The sequence below is a fragment of the Paenibacillus zeisoli genome, assembly GCF_003994465.1.
In the GTDB taxonomy this organism is placed as follows: Bacteria; Bacillota; Bacilli; order Paenibacillales; family Paenibacillaceae; genus Fontibacillus; species Fontibacillus zeisoli.
The window spans coordinates 156,521-174,110 of the sequence record NZ_RZNX01000001.1 but is presented as its reverse complement, the minus strand read 5'-3'; the positions used below and the strand labels follow the sequence as shown (position 1 = coordinate 174,110).

Sequence of the window (17,590 nt, the reverse complement as noted above, 5' to 3'; positions counted from 1 at the left end):
CCTTCAAGCTGAGACTGGTTATGCTTATAGGGATCTGGCAATCCGAAAACCTAGGTCGTCAATCCGAAATGTAGGATGACTACGGCGCCGGCACGTAGCTCCGCAGCCTCGGGCTTCCTCTGCCCAGCTCCCTCCGCGAAAAACCCTGTAGGAGCCGTATACCTCGGCATCATAGACATCCCAGCACCACTCCCAGACGTTACCCAGCATGTCGTAAAGCTTCCATGCATTTGGCTTCTTCTGACCTGCCTCGTGCACGCCACCTCCCGAGTTATCGCTATACCAGGCCACAGCGTCCAGCTCATCGTATCGGTATCCGCCCATTCCCGCCTGGCAGGCATACTGCCATTCCGCTTCCGTCGGCAGCCTATATCCGTTCGCTTCCTTATTCCATTCGGGAACGTTGCCATCCAATGTATAGCATTCCCCAAGTCCCGACTGCCTAGAGAGCTTATTGCAGAACGAGATGGCATCGTGCCATGACACCTCTGTAACCGGAGCGTTCCTATCTTGAGGGCAATCGGCTGTCTGATTCATAACAGAGCTGTATAAAGCCTTCGTTACGGGAATTGGCGCAAGCTGGAAGGCTTCGATCTGGGCCGTCCACGTTTTTTTGATACGGTCGTCCCTTAATTGTACTTCCCCAGAAGGTATGTTTATCAACGGAAAACTTAGTTCTATATTCATGTTCAACTGTAATCCTCGATTAAAGCGAGTTTACCTTCTTTGATCTGGAAAACAGTTCTCCCTTTCAGCTGAATCTTATCGCCAGTTTGTAGTCCATTTGGCAAATCAACAGCCAGTATGCCTTCATAGTCAATCTGCACTTCAGCTTTGTCCTCTGTTGCTGCGAAGCCTGTAACTGACTGGCACCGACTTGAGAAAATAGCAGTCGACTTCTCTGCCAGCTCTTTGAACTCCTCTATTCCTCGGGTTTCCGTATTAACTTCTCCATTTGAGATATTTCTGAACAAAATATCACTATGTAAGCAACTCATCATACCCTGGATGTCGAAATTGTTGTACGCCTCAATATACTTATTAATAATTTCTTTCCTTTCGTCCATGTTCAAATTCATGCTCCTCTCTAATTTGTCTTATCCAATTATACTTTCCATATGCTGCCAATGCGAGAACAAAAAGCCCCGCTCTATTCTTAGGAATAGAATCGGGGCTTTGTACTAATCAAGTTCATTTCATAAATGCGTTATGGCGTGTGGCGACCGAAGAATTGAAGCGTATTTACAGGGTAGGAATTCCACTCTCCAGCCTGGCTAAAGGAAGATGAGCCTGATTTAATTCCACTCTTGCGGACAATGGTACCGCCATTTGGCATGAATTGAGTTGTCCCGTACGGGTCACCCAGCACGTCAATGATCTGACTGTTCTTTTTCAAAACATAACCGGTAGTGAAATTTGTGTTGGACTGGAATAGTCCCAATTCATCGTTGTAATACCACGCATTAATGATATCAAAAAAGTCATAAAAAATTGTATCAATAAAGATATATGGCATTCCTTTATTGAACTGAAGAAGAGGCTGGCTCCATACTTTCGGCGTTCTTGTTGTTGGATTGTACTGGTGAACTTCCAGTTCATATCCGCCTGCAACCGGCTGAGATGTATCTCCAACAGGATTGAAGAATAATTCAATCGCTGTGCGGGTCTTATCTATCGATAAGTACTGCGAGAAATACAGATCTTCAGGACCTTGAACCTCCGCTGTAACATGAATTACAACAGCCGAGCCATTAGAACCAATGATCCAGAACGACTGCGATGTATCCCCGTTCCACGCCCAGATTCCCCCACTTAGAGTAGTTGGGCCAGTAAATGTAGAGTCAGGAGTTCCAGTATACACCTTGAAGGATGTTTCGTTTGGAAAATAGGCTGACAAATCATAAGTAACTGATTCCCGTACCCCCTGTTTCGTGCGAATTTCGACTTTGCCATTGGTCACGAGCGGGGCATTTCGAACAGCTATGTCATACGTCGATGTTCCCCCGTGGCCGTCATCAGCTGTAATGGTTACTCGTGTGTTCCCTGCCGAAGAACCAGGAGTAAGTGTCAACGTGTCTCCGTTAATTACAGCATTCACAACATCAGCTGTCTGAGAAACAGCCGTGTAGGACAAGTGATCTTCATCCTTATCCTGGAACAATTGAGTCAAATCAAAGGTTCTTGGATTAGTCACGCCCATAGTCAATACTTGCTCGTATACTGAGCTTATAACTTCAGGCGCCTGGTTTGCAGCGATCGGATTCGGGTTTGGAACCGGTGTTGGATCTGGAACCGGTGTCGGATCCGGTTCAGGTGTTGGATTTGAAGGAGCTACAACATCAACCTGGAAGCTTGTGTTCTCTTCATTTCCGTGACCGTCACGGGCTTTGAGCTGAATCATCGTTGTTCCTGGAGTCAAAGCGTGAATTTGTAACATAGGACCACTGATTACTGCTGAAGCGATTGCTGTATCGGAAGAGTCCGCTTCATAAGTTAAGGCATCACTCTCGGGATCCGTAAAGACCGATCCAAGATCAAGTGAATAGTCAGAACCCCCAGTGGTTATTGTCTGATTCACTAGAACTTGTGTAACAGTCGGCTTTTGATTCTGTATCACAGGCGCAGTTACCGTCAGTTGGAAGTCCTTGCTCACGCTGCCTCCCCGGCCGTCAGATGCTTTAACCGTAACCTTCGTCTTCCCTGCTTGGGTAGGGGTGAGCACAAGCTGATCCCCTGTTAGTCTATACGTCGCAATGGATGGATCATCAGTGGAAATCTCATAGGACAGAGGATCATTCTCCGAATCTGAGAATAGGGTATTCAATGACAACGTGACATCACCGCTCCCCATCTCCTTGCTCTGATCTGGAATGCCTGTCGAGACCGGTGGCTCGTTAACCTTGACTTTAAAGGTTGTACCGGTTTTTTTGCCAGCCTGGTCATCAGCAGCTATGGATATCGTCGCAGTCCCTTTGCCTACAGCTTTTAGAACTAGATTAGTTCCCTCAACTTTAACCGTGCATATCCCAGTATTCAAAGATACAGCTGTATATTTAAGAACAGACTGTTCTGCATCCGTAAAATGACCGAGCAAGTCAACCTGGAGATCAACATCTCCTACTGTTATCGCCTGCTCACTGTATTTCGTCATCAATACAGGGGCGGTATTAGCCGCAATGGGTGTAGTCGTTCCAACTCCCGATACGCCTGAGACTGCTGCGCTGCCCGAAACGGTTGATGTGGTTACGCCCGGGGCAAGGGTAGTGTTCATCACATTTGTAGTTGAACTCACATTAATACTTGCAGAAGGATTATTTACTTGTAAGTTAGCGATTGTACCTGTGAAGGCAAGATTAACCGGTGCAGAATTATTCACGATCAATGATTCAATCGCGGCGCTGCCCGTCAGCTTTGTTGGCTGGTCACTATTGACTGCCAATTGCTGTACTGTTCCCTGTAATTCAACCTGCTGTGCACCAGAGAGTACGGTGACCTGCTGAATAGTGGAAGAGGAGCTATTTTCTATCGTCGCATTGGACTTCAATGTCATTTGCTCTACCAAGGAATCACCTTGGGTAACAACGTGTACATTTTGTTTGGATACCTCTACATTTTGCAGCTGGGAATCTTCAAATAATACCGTATTCTGGTCTCCACCCTGAATTTTCGACTCTCCATGAACCATTAACTTGTATGCATAAAAGTCATGACCGAGCCTTGGAGTAATCGTAAAATCATTCTTAACGTCCAGATTCTTCACAGATACAAAGTCTCCTGCAATCGTCAGATCCCCTTCGATGGATGAGCCATGCCCATCCAGAACGAGGTTACCGCTAAATTCCGGAGCATATAGAGATGGAGCTTGACCACTTGAATGAATCTCAAGCTTAGTAATGGACCGAATCGTACGCTGCGCTGCGGAGAACTCAATTCCTGCTTCTTTCAGAACTTTGCCATTATCTGAATTCAGTATGCCTTTAACCGAGTCGGCAAGCTTGTACTCAATACCGTTAATTTGTACTTTCTCGTCTTCCACGCGTTGAAGATGAGCCAGATGTTCCTTGGGGTAGAAAGTTGAAAGCATAAAGAGAGCAATGTCTTGTCGCTTAACTTCAGCCTTCGGCTCAAATTTCATATTCATCGGCACCATAGAGCCTGATTCAAGTGCAGCGCTAACGGATGGTTTAGCCCATCCACTGACACGATTCCAATCCGCCATCTTGAAAGAATTGGGTGTTTCTATTCCTTGGGAAAGCTGCGCTGCCCGCATGAGCAGAACCGCCATCTCCTCTCTCGAGATTCTTCCCTTTGGTCTAAATTTACCATTGCCCTCTCCATTCATTAGGCCAGCATGATGAACGGCTTCAATATAAGGGCTAGACCAACTTTGCCCGGCTACATCCGTGAAACTGCTCGCTGTTTGCTGGACAGGCAGATTCAAGACTTGGGTCAACAAAACCGCCATCTCTTGACGAGTCAGAAGGTCCGATGGGCGAAATGATCCACTAGGGTCACCATGCAAAATGCCTGCTTGAACTGCTTGAAGGATGTTTGCTTTTTGCTCCGACGTCACTTTACCGATGTCTTTGAATGGAAGACGGTCTGAAGGGCTTTCTGAAGTTATCCCACTAGCTGCCAACGCCACAGTCTGAATAGCTGTTGGAGATGAGAGGACAGTGAGTGCTAATGCAATCAGCCATTTGCTGGGTGTTGACCTCATTACTTTCCCTCAATTCTTAATTTAAAGTTACGAATCCATGCTTCAATTCACATATAAATTCTTATGTAATCAGATCCGTTAAGTTCTTATCGGCATTTACGAGAATAATCTAAAGATAAAAGATCGAATTTTGTCGTTATAAGTCGAAATAAGTCGGTAACTAGCATAGGCGCAAAAAAAGGGCTGCCCAAAAGCCATGAAATGGCTGGTTGGGAAAGCCCCTTTTGGAGTGAGATAAATGTGAACACTCGTTTGAACGCTCCGTGAACGCTCCCTGAACGGACCGTTTCTTATGGTCTTCCAGCGTTCATTTCCTCAAGTACAGTATCTTCGTACACATGTTTCTCTCCATGGATAATCTCTTCCACTCGAACTGGCTGGCCAGTCGTCGCCGACTCCAGTGCAGCGAACACAACGCTAAGCGCCTCAAGCCCTCGTTCCGCACTTGATATCGGTCTCCTCTGTTCTGTTATTGCTTCAGCCAACTCCACGTAAGAATGGGCAAAAGGATCATCCACCACATTCTGGGCATAACGCTCGATAAGCTCCGACATTGGTATCACCTGTCCGTCACCCATAACAGCATGTTGACCGGGACGAAGACAACCATTGCTGCCATAAATCCATACGCCGCCCATCTTCTCCCCATGTGCAGCCGTACTGCACATCCAGTGCCCCAATCCTCCATTCTCAAAACGAAATACCGTTACGGACGTATCTTCACCCGTAGGAGTAATGGTGTTGATCCCATCACTCAGCTGCTTCTCGAATATATCTGTATAGGCAAACACTTCTTTAATTGGGCCATTTACTTCAGTAAAAAAATGAGTCCGATGAACCCCGTGGTCATTAATCCAACCGGCCCCCGCTCTTCCTTTCATATGCCGCCATGCCGTACCGGCGAAGAACTTTCTTTCTAACGTAACAGCGGCGTAGTCTATCATCATGTATACGGAACCAATAAGACCTTCTTTTACTGCTCTGACCATGGCAACATTGCTGGCGCCCAATACACTGGGTTCAGACAGTGTCAAGATTTTGCCGTATTTCTTGGCGTCAGCACTCATCTTGCGTCCGAAAGAAGGGGAGATCGCGAGCGGTTTTTGCATTTGAACGTGAACACCGGCAGCGAAGCAATCCTCCGCCACAAGATGATGCAGATCATGGTCCAGCAAAATCGAAACCGCATCCAAACCCTGTTGATCCAGCATTACACGGTAATCGGTAAATACTTCAGGACGTTTCCCGAGCTGCTTCTCAACTTCCGAAGCAAATGCCTCAGCTCGTTCTAGCCGAAGATCGCATACAGCGGTTAATTCGAATGTTTGTTTATTTAATTTTTTTAAGTGTGCCAATCCTTCCAAATGAGCAACCGAGATGACGCCACACCCTATAAACCCGAGTTTCATTTCACATTCCTCCTAGTAATTATTGTTGTTCGTCGCGTGCTAACGAAGCTTCCTCTTGATACCGGCTGCCACAGGAGTCAGCCCTTATCCCAGAGGGATAAGGGCCTGTGCTCATGTAATAACACTCGATCTAATCGAATGTGGGGCTCATTCGCCTGTTAGCCGCCATTTCTGGCGCGATGAATCAGGGACCACCTCTCCAAGCTGCAGCTGCGTACCGTCTTGAGAGACTTCCAAAGCTTTACCGTTATGGACGGAGCGTATCGTTACCGTCCCGTCAGCGTTCTCGGTTTTAGTCCAGCGCTGGTTATCATATCCAAGGTAATTGTACAACTGAATTCGGTTCTGTCCGGTATCGAGGTCCAAAGCTCTGTCATCGATGTTTCTAATAGAATATGTTCCATCACCAACAGGTACAAAAACCCATTCCTGATTTGTAGAATTAGCATCATCAACCGCAACAGCCACGGGCGCTCCGTTGATCGAATTTTCATACTGAAGAGATTTACCTGAATTCTCATTCTTGATATGCACTTTAGCAAGGCCTGCCCCGGATGTATGAGTCGCCATAACATTCTGGTAATAGGCCTGCCCCCCAAACACGTTGACCCCGAATTGTCCCTCGGCAAATGTTCCGTCCTTGAGGTCAATAATCCGTTCCCCATCAAGATCTATCTGAAGATGAGGACCATCTGCAACAATTTTTACATGATATTGTCTCTCACTCTGAATAAACCGGCTCACTTTAGCAAGCACCTGCCGTTCCTCAAACCGGCCCTCTACTTTATAGAATAATCGGATAGATTTCATATTTGGATCTAAATTAAAATAATATCCGCTATTCCCATCCGCACTGGCCCGGAATAGGATGGACCCTGCACCGCCGCTCTTAGCCAGCTCCATATCTGCCTCATAAGTGAAATTCCCTGCTCTCTCGACTGCCATATAATTGGCATCACTGTTATAACTGCCGCGAATCCCCCGAGGTGTCAGGGTCCAGAGAGAGGTGGATGGTTGCGGCTTCCATCCGGTAAGATTCGTCTTGAACTCTCCGCTGCTAACGGTGAACCGAGTGTTTCCGCTAATCGCATGGCTTGAAGAGGCAGTAATCACAGCGTCTCCCGGTCCCACTGCCCGGATCACAGCAGTCTCATTGTCAGAAGAAATGATCTGAATTACATTCGGTTGGCTTGACTTCCAGGTGATCGGCTTTGCCGCTCCCTTAGAATTCTCTATACTGGCAAACAAGGTCTCTGTATGCCCAGTTGTCAGTTCCATTTCTGAACGGTCCATAATAACCCTAGTATCAGATGATCCTGAGAACCTCCAGATATTATCCATCGCGTGTACCTTCATGGAGATAACTTTTACAGCACCGCCTTTGGTATAAAAACTCATCCCCCTTCGTGCCGAATCGGGAAGAATGACATCAGAGATTACAACCTCCCCATCATTACCGAAGACTTCTATTGAAGACTCATCCACGAATACACGTATTTTCACCTGATTGCCAGATGGGGCAAGCGGTGCTTCATGAAGTGTGGTGAACAGATTAGAGAAATCCGTGGCTCCAGATGCTGACCGATCTACATACAACTTTTGTTTGGCTTTGTTATAACCAACCACAGTATGTTGGTCTCCACCTGTACGTAGGTTGAATCCGAACTCCGAAGCTGCATCCTGTTCGGGCAGCTGCAGGACGGCCTCGATTTCATAAGCACCTGATTTCACACCTTCAAGCAGGTTCTCCTGCGATTCTGTAACTAGTCGATTCTTGACAGAGACAAGAGGTTTCCGGAGTGAGTTTAACTCCGCTATCGGTGTCTGAATCAACCGAATCCCCGAATTCGTTGATTTCAAGGACAGTTCTCTTGGGATCGTCAATTCTCCTTTCCAAGGAGCCGTAGGGAAGCTGAAAGGATAATCCCAGTTCGTCATCCAGGCCATCAGGATCCGGCGTCCTCCAGGAACATCGGAGAAAGAAGAAGAGGCGTAAAATTCTTTGCCCCAATCGGCTTTTAATACCTTTCCGGCAGGATTGTCATTCTTGAACTTTCCATCTGGAGTAAGCTCGCCTACGAAATACTCCTCATCCGAGCCACCTGTCTTGGGATTCGCTCCCGTGCTGATCATCAACACCCATTTGCGGCCTCCATTCCCATCTACCGGAAGCTGGAACAAATCAGGACACTCCCATACTCCGCCGCGTATATACGCTCCATATCCGAAGTTGTCGGTTAAGGTCCAATCGATTAAATTGTTGGAGCTGAAGAAGCGAATGTGATCCCCACCGGAGACAACCATAATCCAGCGGTTATTGGCCTCATCACGGACGACTTTCGGATCCCGGAAATCCCATCCGCCTGGGTCGGTGTCATTCTTGCCGGGGTTCTGGATAACAATGGGATGTTCCTTCGAATAAGTCCAAGTCCGGCCAGCATCTGTACTGTAAGCCAGACCAATTTTCTGGTTCCCATTCTGCGCATCAGGTGTAAAAGATGTATAATAGGCGATCAATCCTTTGCCGCCTGTATTGGTGAACAACCCCGAGGCATTGGTTAGATCGGCAACAGCAGATCCAGACCATACATGGCCGTAATCGTTCCAAGCCAAAGCAATCGGGAGCCTTTTCCAGTGAATCATATCCTTACTCACTGCATGAGCCCACTGTCCGCCATCCTGGTGGAACAAATGGTACTCTCCCTCAAAATATACCATTCCGTTCGGGTCACTTGCCGGGCCCCTTGCTGGTGAATAATGATACTGTGGGCGATATCTCTCCGTATAGTAATCCGTAGCCTGCGTCAGATAGATGTCCTGGAAATAGGCAGTGCCTTGATTAACAATCATTCCAGAATAACCATTTGTATAGCTTTTATCCTTAATATCAATAGCTGCAGGTGTGTAGCCATCCATAAATATCTGTATACGGTCACCCGAGGCATTGATCTCGAGATGATGCTTGCTGTCACTCCCTCCAGGATACAGACGTGCAGACTTGCTAACAATCGTGCCATTTGCGCGCATTAAAAGAACTTGTACCTGGTCTCCCTGACCTTGGATAGAAGCCACATAACCCGCTGATCCATCTTTACTCCCCCTGAATAATAGCCCTGCATTGGCATTTGGGGATCCATCATTAAGCGTAATGTCACCCTCCATCTCTAGATCATCAGCCGCGGTATTGTACACCTTGATGGCGTTTTCCTTACTTTGGGCTGATGCTTTGGTCCCCTTTAAATGAGGCTGCCACTCTCCACGTGTCAAAATCTCATTCGAAAGGTTGGTGTGCAGGTCGCTTACCAGAATATTCTGAAAAAATGCAGATCCATTCCGCACGTTCAGTCCCAAATAACCTTCGGGATAGGCTGTATCCGTAACATCAATAACAGGTTTATAATTCGCCCCCCAATATACTTTAAGATTAGATCCTTCCGCTCTGACTTTCAGATGATAAATCTCATCTCGCTTCAGATCGACTTGGCGTTCTTCTTTAAGTCTTCCAGCCCCCTCATTCGCATCTTGCAATCTGAGCAGCCCATCTTTAGGGATAATCTACAGCATATAGGAGGACCGACCATCTTGATTAGAACGAAAAACCAAGCCGGTATCTGCCTCTATGTCTTTGACCATCACATCAGCTTCATAAATGAAATCCCCTGATTTCGTGGCAGAGATAGCCATCATAGTCTCATTGGAACCGGAAACTAACTGCAGTCCATCGGGACTATCGATCATCTTCCCTCCACCGATAACGTTCCATTTGGTAAGATTCGTATTTGTATTGGTAACGCTTACATTAAATTGATTAGTCATGGATAACTCCTTGCTATTTCGCTGTTCTGCTCCCGCATAATCGCTTACAGGAATCACTATGGAAATTATCATTAATGCTACTATTAACCCCTTGAATGCTGAATTAGCCCGTTGGTTCACATTTATCCCTCTCCCTGTTATGCAGACATGAATATCATTGCTTACACCTGGAAATAGAGCAGAATTACAAATATATCAGCCAAGTTTATAATCGCATAGCCCCCTCCTTTCCCTGAACGTACTGAAGAAATTCCAAAGTAATTCTCACCACGAAATCATGCTTCCAGTTTACATTTCTCTTTAGTTTTTATTTACATTTATGTTTACAAAAATAAACACTTTGTGTTCAATAAAGAAGTATACGCTTGCATAGAAATGGTGTCAACCGAATTTTAATGTTGAGTGGATCATCAATGAACATCGCAATTGTAAGGATTATATCGATATATACGCGCATTTTTTGTGTTACTATATTGACTAATAGCTGATAAAAAATCACAAACTGCTTTGGTTAAAGGAGTACATGAAATGGCAGAGAAAATAACGATTCAGGACATCGCTGATGCCCTTGGACTATCCCGAAACACAGTGTCGAAAGCGCTTAATAACCACCCTCAAATTCCGGAGCAAACCAGAAACAAGGTAATCCAGAAAGCGGCGGATCTTAAATATAAGAACTACTCCCAAATGAAGATTGAGAATATTGCTCTGTTGACCCGAAGTGATATCAATGCGATTAGCTTTTATTCCGAGACCATCAGAGGGATTGAGACAAGTCTAAGTGCAAATGGCTACAATCTGATACTGACATTAGTGAAACCAGAGGATATCCTTTCAGGCAACCTGCCTGTGAATATACAACAGTCGAATCTTGACGGGATCATCAGCGTGGAAATCTTCGATAAACTGTACATGCAGAAAGTGCTAGGCACAGGCATTCCTACGGTTTTTATTGATTCGCTGCCCAATTCCCTGTTCGAACATCACAAATACGATGTCATTATGGTCGAGAATGAGTTATCGACTTACCAACTTACCAAGGATTTGATAGATCGGGGGCATCAAGATATCGGCTTCATTGGAGATGCGAATCATTGCAGGAGCTTTTATGAACGCTGGCTTGGCTTCACACGTGCTCTTTCACAGGGGGGCCTCAGCAACTCCAGTCAATTCAGTATCCAACTCGAAGATACAAATCCCTATTTGTCCGTTGATTGGATGACATCACAAATTAAATCTTTAAAAAAGCTGCCTACGGCCTTTGTATGTGCAAACGACGATATTGCCATTTGTGTAATTCGTTCTCTTAAGAGCCTAGGCTATCAAATTCCGACTGACATTGAGGTTACTGGATTTGACGATGTTCCAAATTCAGCAATTATCGAACCCGCCCTAACTACCGTACATACATACCCCTATGAATTGGGTATCCGTGTTGTCGAGTCTCTGATGAACAGAATTGACAGGCCCGATCGTCATAACGAAACGGTATATCTTGATACAAGCCTGGTATGGCGGCAATCAACAAGACAACCACAAAAAAATAACCCCTGATACCAGGAGTTATCTTCAGTATGACTTACATATCTTGTTTGTCTTGTTGTCTTCTATAGTTTGCGTTCTTCTTGTTCCCGCAAAACTTCGTTGAACAAACTTTCTTCATCATCAATGAAATCGTGTGCCTGATGAGCCGCCATAATGCCATGGTAGCTGATGTCGAGCCCGATCTCTTCCTCTTCTTCAGTCGAACGCACAGGAATCCACCGGTTGATGAGTTTGAGTCCCAGCCAAGTTAGAGCGAAGCCCCAAGCACACAGTACTGCCAAGCCCAGAACCTGAACACCAATCAAATGCCAGCCCTGCCCGTATAGCAGCCCACCATCTTGAGCGAACAGGCCGGTAGCCAGCGTGCCCCACATTCCGGATACAGCATGAACAGGGAATGCGCCGACAGGATCATCAATCTTCCTCGCTTCCAGCCAGTTCGTCGCAGCCATCATGAGAAGTCCAGAGACGGCTCCAATGAATATGGCAGCTCCATCGCTGACAAAAGCACAACCTGCTGTGATTCCAACTAGTCCAGCAAGAGATCCGTTAATAACGGACGGTGCATCGGATCGATTATACCGGATAAGTGTATATACGAGAGTGACTGCACCACCAGCCGCAGCAGATAACATCGTCACCACAGCAATATGTCCAATTCGAACATCTGACGCCGTTAAAGTACTTCCTGCATTGAATCCGAACCAGCCGAACCAGAGCAGGAATGCTCCAACCGAGGCTAAAGGCAGGTTACTTGGCAGCGCAATCGTACTTGAGCCCTTGGACGTAAATTTTCCTTTGCGCGGTCCGATCACTATGGCAGCAGCCAAGGCTGAGAATCCACCGAGTGCATGAATTACGGCAGAACCGGCAAAATCCCTCATTCCCAAAGACCCAAGCCAGCCGTTCCCCCATACCCAGTGACCCGCGATGGGATAGATCAGTGCTGTCATAAGCACAATGTAGAGCAGGTATACACGGAAGTTAATCCTCTCTGCAACTGCACCCGATACAATCGAGATGACCGCAATGGCGAAGGCTGCCTGAAACAGCCAGTAGGTGTCTATGGAGATAGAAAAGTTCAAATGAGAAAGATCACCATGCAGCAGAAATCCACTAGTACCGATGGCGCCCCACACATCTTTACCGTACATCAGGGCAAACCCAAGGACATAATAACATAATGTTCCGATCGTAATATCCGCAAAAACCTTCATAATGATGTTCACATTATTCTTATAACGGACAAATCCGGCTTCAACTAACGCGAATCCACCCTCCATAAGCAAAATCATGGCCGCCGTAAGAACCACCCATACGGTATCCAGGCCAGAATGCAAAGACTCAACGTTCATCTATCTGATCCTCTCTTTCCTGCTGGGTAAGCTGATTGATAAGATGAGTAGAGAGCATAATTTCGTCCGAGTCAGGATTATCCTCAATTCGCTTCAATACACGCGCAAGCTCTCTGATCTCTCTCTTAATCACTTCAATCTTTTTGAAAGGTTCCTTGACATATACCATATATTCCACAGCTGTATGATGACTCGGAGGCCGCCCTGTAAAAAGCTTGCGGATCGGAGAGAGCGATTGGTACATCGCTTCTTCCTTTCTCCTTTTTTGCTCATACTGCGCAATTTTGTTCTTGATGTAATCAATATCATCTTGTTTTTTCCGGACCAATAATTGTATGATATGAATGAATTCTTCCGTTGGAATTTGAAAAGCAACACGCTGGTATAATTCATCTATTACATCCATGTCAGGTCTCCTCACACGTTAAGTTACTTACCTGATTGTATTTTCATTTTTCTATTATGTCAACATTTATTACATATGTTTTTTGAAGCCATTGCAGAAGAGGCTGCTCATCTCCAACTTTAAGTCAGGAGTGAGCAGCCTCTTCTGCTAATTTTGCCTAAATGACGCTGAATCATACACTTGCGCATTCCATTCGGCTCATACTGGTGCCAATTACTCTATTTCGCCCAGAGCGCTTGGCTGTATATAAATTATGATCTGCCGCACCCAGAAGCTCTCTCCGATTGGAGCAGCCTTCCGAAGAGGTGCATACCCCTATACTTGTTGTGACAGAGAGCGACTCGGCAATCTCATTCCATTCAGCGGAGCTGATAGCCAGGCGTACATCCTCAGCCAGCTCGGCAGCTTCTTTCTCATTCAGGCCTGTGGCAAGGATGACGAACTCTTCGCCTCCATAGCGGGCAGCTATCGCTGCCGCTCGCTTGGCTGCATTTCTCAAGATTCCCGCAGCTTTAACCAGAACCAGATCCCCGATCTGATGCGAATAACTGTCATTAATTCTCTTGAAATGATCGAGATCAATGACCATAGCCGTCACTGTCTCCCCTCTCATCAAGGTTTCCTGGATAAGCCCGTCCATTTGCTCATCCAAATACCTGCGGTTGTGCAGTCCGGTCAGGGCATCACGAAATGCCATTTCCCGAAAATGTTCGCTAGCTCTTCTGGCTTCCTTGGTATCAAATACGGTCTGAAGGATATTGGCCCGGGTTCTGTTTTCATGTGAACGGAGGTTCTCCGTTTCGTCATGGAAAGCAACATGCTCCTCATACGCCTCCCTGTATCTCCCCATAGCCGCTAAGATTCGGGCTTGTTCGAGTCTTACTCTTACCTTTTGCCCTTCAAATCCATGCTTCTCACATACTTTCCTGGCTTTATCCACAATGGATTGAGCTTGCTCAAGCTTGCCTTGTAACCGCATGGCTTCAGCGGCAGTAAGCAGGCACTCCGGCAATCCTGCCATTTCACTAATTAGGTGGCCCGTATTATCCTCAAGTACAGCTTGCAGCGTTGTCTCGGCTGCCTCCGGCTTTCCCAGCATAAGCTCGATCCGGGCGATGGTGTCCAGCTTCAGTCCGTCCAGTGGAACACCTTGCTGCTCAGCGAGCTGTCTAAGCTGGTTCACGAGAGCCAACGCTTCTTCAGTATCACCCGTCTCTCCGCAGGTATAAGCCCGATTGTTAAGCGCTGCTAGACTTAAATGAATATCCTGAATATTCTCGGCTATATCCATGACTTCCTTATACTTTGTTATTGAAGCAGCGGAATTTCCGGTCTCATCAAGCATCATCGCATGAGCAAGAATATGATCTGCCCTTATACGAAGAGGAGCAGATTCTTCCGTATGCTGAACGGCTTGAATAGAATGCTCAAAAGCACTTGCCGTCTCACCAATCCGTCTGAAGAAACCCGCCAGTAACCGGTGACTTCTTGCCAAAATATACGAGTTCTGCTGCTCAGCTGCCCATGCTTGTACCTCAAGGATAATTTGTCCTCCTTCAGCAACGTATCCTTTTCGCCCCAGCACATCAGCGTATACAAGTAATGCCCGCTGCTTTAACTCCTCTATCCCTAATTCATAGGCTGCTTCAAGAGCGTGCCTTGCCGGACCTGCGGCGGATTCAACATCCTGAAAGGGCATAATCTCCAGCCTATCAAGAGCACGCTTCATCCATTCTTCTGAATACTCCCCTTGAGGCCCTATACTCAGAGTCATCCCCCAATAATCCGTCATCTGTGAGCAGCACTGCGGGCAGATTCCTGCCGGTCCCTCACCGAGCTCTCTGATTATCCTTGTATGACATTGGTAACAAAGCTGATTGTATGAAGTTACCGGATTTTCGAGTTGAATCAGATGTCTTTCCATGTGTCCATATCCCCCAACGATAACCGTATCTCTATCTCTATACTGACCGATTTTGTCCCATCAAAGCGCTAATGAGGTAAAAATATAATACAAAATAGGATACCACGGATTCACTAAATCTACGACTCTATATTTAATAAAATTTGGAAGCCATTAGATTCATAATTTCTATAAGTAGGCGAGTAACTATTTGTTAGTGTATAATATAATTCTCTCAAGCCTTAAGGAGAGGAATTATACACAAGTTCAGGAGGTGATAGCATGGAACAGGAAATGCTTCGTTATACTTTTGCCTATCAGGTCATATCTACGGGGAAAGAAGAACAGATCAGCGTTCTGGCAGATAACAAAGAGAAAGCTCTTCAGCTGGCTTTGGAGACAGCTTACGATTATGAATTTACATCTGAAGATGATATCAAAATGGGCGATCTGCTAAGCATTAGCAAAGCCGTTGGCGACAATTATATTGAGTGTGCTGGTTGTGCCTCATAATACACTTTTATAGCTATAAATGGCGCCACAGGGCATTAACCCTTGTGGCGCCATTCTCCATTAATGGTCCTTTGTTACTCCTGCAATATTTGGTATAAGAGAATCGGGATGTCCCATAACCATATTTGTTTACTTAGGGGATATCCTTTTATGGTAATTAGCGGGTTTGGATCCATTTGGTTATGTCGTCAATGACATAATCCGGAACATTGCCCGGTTTGTAATATTCCGCTGGTGTACTGAGTCCGCCATCCCCCTCGGAATAAAAGTGGTTCAGCTTCGGATACAGTTTGTAGACCACATCGGAACGATTCTTCAGTGCATTCTTCCAGATATCCAGCTGCGCAGCTGGAACCTGATAATCCCGTTCCCCCTGCAGAACGAGCATACGTCCGCTTTGAGTCTTCGCCATTTCCGCAGGCTCATATCCCTTCAGATCAACCCACCATTTCGGAAGAATGAAATCTTTAGGCGGGTGTGCCGGATCGAAGTCTTTGCTATTCAGCAAAGCGAATTGGGTCTTAAAGAGATCCAAAGTTGCCTGAGGCAATTGGTGCAGACCTGCCAAATAGGTGAATTGTTCAATCAACAGATCGAAGAAGTTACCGCCAGGACCCGACATGATGACCGAACCTGCAATTCGGTGACTAGTATCCGCCTGAAGTAGTCTTGGCATCATAAACCCACCTTGACTATGCCCCAGTATGTAGATAGACTTCGAATCAATTCCCTCCGTCTTGGACATCAGATCCACGGCTGCCAAAGCGTCATCCAAAGCTTCCTCTTTGATCGTTGCAGATGGATTTGCCGCATATTGATGTGGGTATTCGCGGGTTCTTTTCTCATAACGAAGAACTGCAGTCCCTTTGGATGCTAGGCCTACGGCAAGGTCCCGGAATGGCTTCAGCGCGCCCAGTGACTCATCCCGGTCATTTGGACCTGATCCCTGCACAAGTATCAGAACAGGGAAGGGTCCTTTGCTTGAATCAGACGGGAGAGTCAATGTACCTGGAAGAGCCCATGCCCCTTGGCCAATAACTACCTCCTTCTCCGTATAGGTCTCAGGTTTATCATAGCCAGGTTTGCTGTAAGGTCCTGCCGCTCCGGTAGTATTATAGAAAATATCATCAATCTCCCCTTCTGACTTGAATCTAATCGTTACAGGAAGAGAAGTTCGTTCAAATGCAACATTCAATGTAACATTCCGGTGAACAGAATTAGAATCGGTTGCTGCGCTTTCGATTCCTTTATAGGCGCCGAGCTGCCCTGTTAGAGCAGTGATCTCCTTACTGAGTACATCAGCAGAAAGTGCGGATTTCAGATTTTCACTAAGCGCAAGATTCGGAAGTGCAGATGGGTTACCAAACGCCTGCTGCGTAAATACAATTGCTTTATCGGTAACATCCTGCTTATCCAGAATGACTCCATTCTGCGAGCTCCAACCCGCGGTTGTTCCTAGAGCATCCTGCAAGAATTGAAGGGATACATATGTAGTTCCGTCCTCTGTAAGCGGTGCAATAATGCTTCGTACTGCACCATCGACCATAGCCTTATCTTTCCCAATGGTTACTGAATACGAGTGTCCAAGCCGATAAATGGTCGCTGTCCGGGTCCCGTGGTCCCACTTTACCTTTCCGCCCAGTTGCTCAGCATAGGCCCGAAGAGGCACCAGGTTTTTGGGATTAGCCTCTCTTTCCGCAAAAGCTGCTCCTGCGGTTACACTCAGCGAGAGAACTAAACTTACTAGTCCTGCTCTAGTTAACAGTTTTCCCTTCATCTAAATCCACCTTTCAAGGAGACTTTACTTTTTGAATGACTAATCCTGTTACATCATACAAGGTTTGTCCTTTCAACCCCCTTTCCCCAATCTTAATTTTACCTGAATAATACAACTGGATAAAAGAGGAAATATAAAAAAGTATT

Annotated in this window: 10 protein-coding genes and 1 pseudogene; 2 read left to right on the top strand and 9 right to left on the bottom strand. The window is 46.2% G+C overall.

Annotated features, from left to right (window positions below):
* Positions 1-24: 24 nt before the first annotated feature.
* The 5 genes and pseudogenes from EJP77_RS00740 to EJP77_RS00720 all read right to left on the bottom strand — a co-directional run bounded on the left by EJP77_RS00740 (position 25) and on the right by EJP77_RS00720 (position 9,945).
* The gene (locus EJP77_RS00740; protein ID WP_127197283.1) at positions 25-687 is read right to left on the bottom strand and encodes a formylglycine-generating enzyme family protein; all 663 of its coding nucleotides are present in this window, start codon (positions 685-687) and stop codon (positions 25-27) included.
* A gap of 2 nt (positions 688-689) precedes the next feature.
* A complete protein-coding gene (locus tag EJP77_RS00735) occupies positions 690-1,067 on the bottom strand; it encodes a nuclear transport factor 2 family protein (RefSeq protein WP_127197282.1) in 378 nt (125 codons plus the stop codon).
* A 140-nt stretch (positions 1,068-1,207) separates the two neighbouring features.
* On the bottom strand, positions 1,208-4,720 hold the full coding sequence (locus EJP77_RS00730; protein ID WP_127197281.1) for an S-layer homology domain-containing protein: 3,513 nt from the start codon (positions 4,718-4,720) through the stop codon (positions 1,208-1,210).
* 290 nt (positions 4,721-5,010) lie between these two features.
* Positions 5,011-6,129, bottom strand: coding sequence for a Gfo/Idh/MocA family protein (locus EJP77_RS00725; RefSeq protein WP_127197280.1), 1,119 nt, complete (start codon positions 6,127-6,129; stop codon positions 5,011-5,013).
* A 147-nt stretch (positions 6,130-6,276) separates the two neighbouring features.
* Positions 6,277-9,945 (bottom strand): annotated as a pseudogene (locus EJP77_RS00720) (GH32 C-terminal domain-containing protein).
* Positions 9,946-10,473: 528 nt separating this feature from the next.
* On the opposite strand from EJP77_RS00720, the gene EJP77_RS00715 reads away from it, so the two are divergent.
* Positions 10,474-11,499: a LacI family DNA-binding transcriptional regulator gene (locus tag EJP77_RS00715; protein WP_127197279.1), complete on the top strand. Its 1,026-nt coding sequence runs from the start codon at positions 10,474-10,476 to the stop codon at positions 11,497-11,499.
* A gap of 53 nt (positions 11,500-11,552) precedes the next feature.
* Here EJP77_RS00715 and EJP77_RS00710 read toward each other — a convergent pair whose 3' ends face one another.
* From EJP77_RS00710 to EJP77_RS00700, 3 genes are all read right to left on the bottom strand, one after another.
* A complete protein-coding gene (locus tag EJP77_RS00710) occupies positions 11,553-12,845 on the bottom strand; it encodes an ammonium transporter (protein WP_127197278.1) in 1,293 nt (430 codons plus the stop codon).
* Positions 12,835-13,251 (bottom strand): hypothetical protein, encoded by a 417-nt coding sequence (locus EJP77_RS00705; RefSeq protein WP_127197277.1) that lies wholly within the window; start codon positions 13,249-13,251, stop codon positions 12,835-12,837. Before EJP77_RS00705 ends, EJP77_RS00710 begins: the two co-directional genes overlap by 11 nt.
* Before the next feature lie 172 nt (positions 13,252-13,423).
* A complete protein-coding gene (locus EJP77_RS00700) occupies positions 13,424-15,175 on the bottom strand; it encodes a tetratricopeptide repeat-containing diguanylate cyclase (RefSeq protein WP_127197276.1) in 1,752 nt (583 codons plus the stop codon).
* 261 nt (positions 15,176-15,436) lie between these two features.
* On the opposite strand from EJP77_RS00700, the gene EJP77_RS00695 reads away from it, so the two are divergent.
* Positions 15,437-15,667, top strand: a complete 231-nt coding sequence (locus tag EJP77_RS00695) for a hypothetical protein (protein WP_127197275.1) — start codon at positions 15,437-15,439, stop codon at positions 15,665-15,667.
* Between the two features lie 157 nt (positions 15,668-15,824).
* Here the strand turns inward: EJP77_RS00695 and EJP77_RS00690 are convergent, their stop codons facing one another.
* The gene (locus EJP77_RS00690; RefSeq protein ID WP_127197274.1) at positions 15,825-17,444 is read right to left on the bottom strand and encodes a stalk domain-containing protein; all 1,620 of its coding nucleotides are present in this window, start codon (positions 17,442-17,444) and stop codon (positions 15,825-15,827) included.
* Positions 17,445-17,590 lie beyond the last annotated feature (146 nt).

Coding starts and splice junctions, on each gene's coding strand:
- EJP77_RS00740 (WP_127197283.1), bottom strand. CDS start 687: ATGAATATAGAACTAAGTTTTCCGTTGATAAACATACCTTCTGGGGAA.
- EJP77_RS00710 (WP_127197278.1), bottom strand. CDS start 12,845: ATGAACGTTGAGTCTTTGCATTCTGGCCTGGATACCGTATGGGTGGTT.
- EJP77_RS00695 (WP_127197275.1), top strand. CDS start 15,437: ATGGAACAGGAAATGCTTCGTTATACTTTTGCCTATCAGGTCATATCT.
- EJP77_RS00715 (WP_127197279.1), top strand. CDS start 10,474: ATGGCAGAGAAAATAACGATTCAGGACATCGCTGATGCCCTTGGACTA.
- EJP77_RS00730 (WP_127197281.1), bottom strand. CDS start 4,720: ATGAGGTCAACACCCAGCAAATGGCTGATTGCATTAGCACTCACTGTC.
- EJP77_RS00690 (WP_127197274.1), bottom strand. CDS start 17,444: ATGAAGGGAAAACTGTTAACTAGAGCAGGACTAGTAAGTTTAGTTCTC.
- EJP77_RS00725 (WP_127197280.1), bottom strand. CDS start 6,129: ATGAAACTCGGGTTTATAGGGTGTGGCGTCATCTCGGTTGCTCATTTG.
- EJP77_RS00700 (WP_127197276.1), bottom strand. CDS start 15,175: ATGGAAAGACATCTGATTCAACTCGAAAATCCGGTAACTTCATACAAT.
- EJP77_RS00705 (WP_127197277.1), bottom strand. CDS start 13,251: ATGGATGTAATAGATGAATTATACCAGCGTGTTGCTTTTCAAATTCCA.
- EJP77_RS00735 (WP_127197282.1), bottom strand. CDS start 1,067: ATGGACGAAAGGAAAGAAATTATTAATAAGTATATTGAGGCGTACAAC.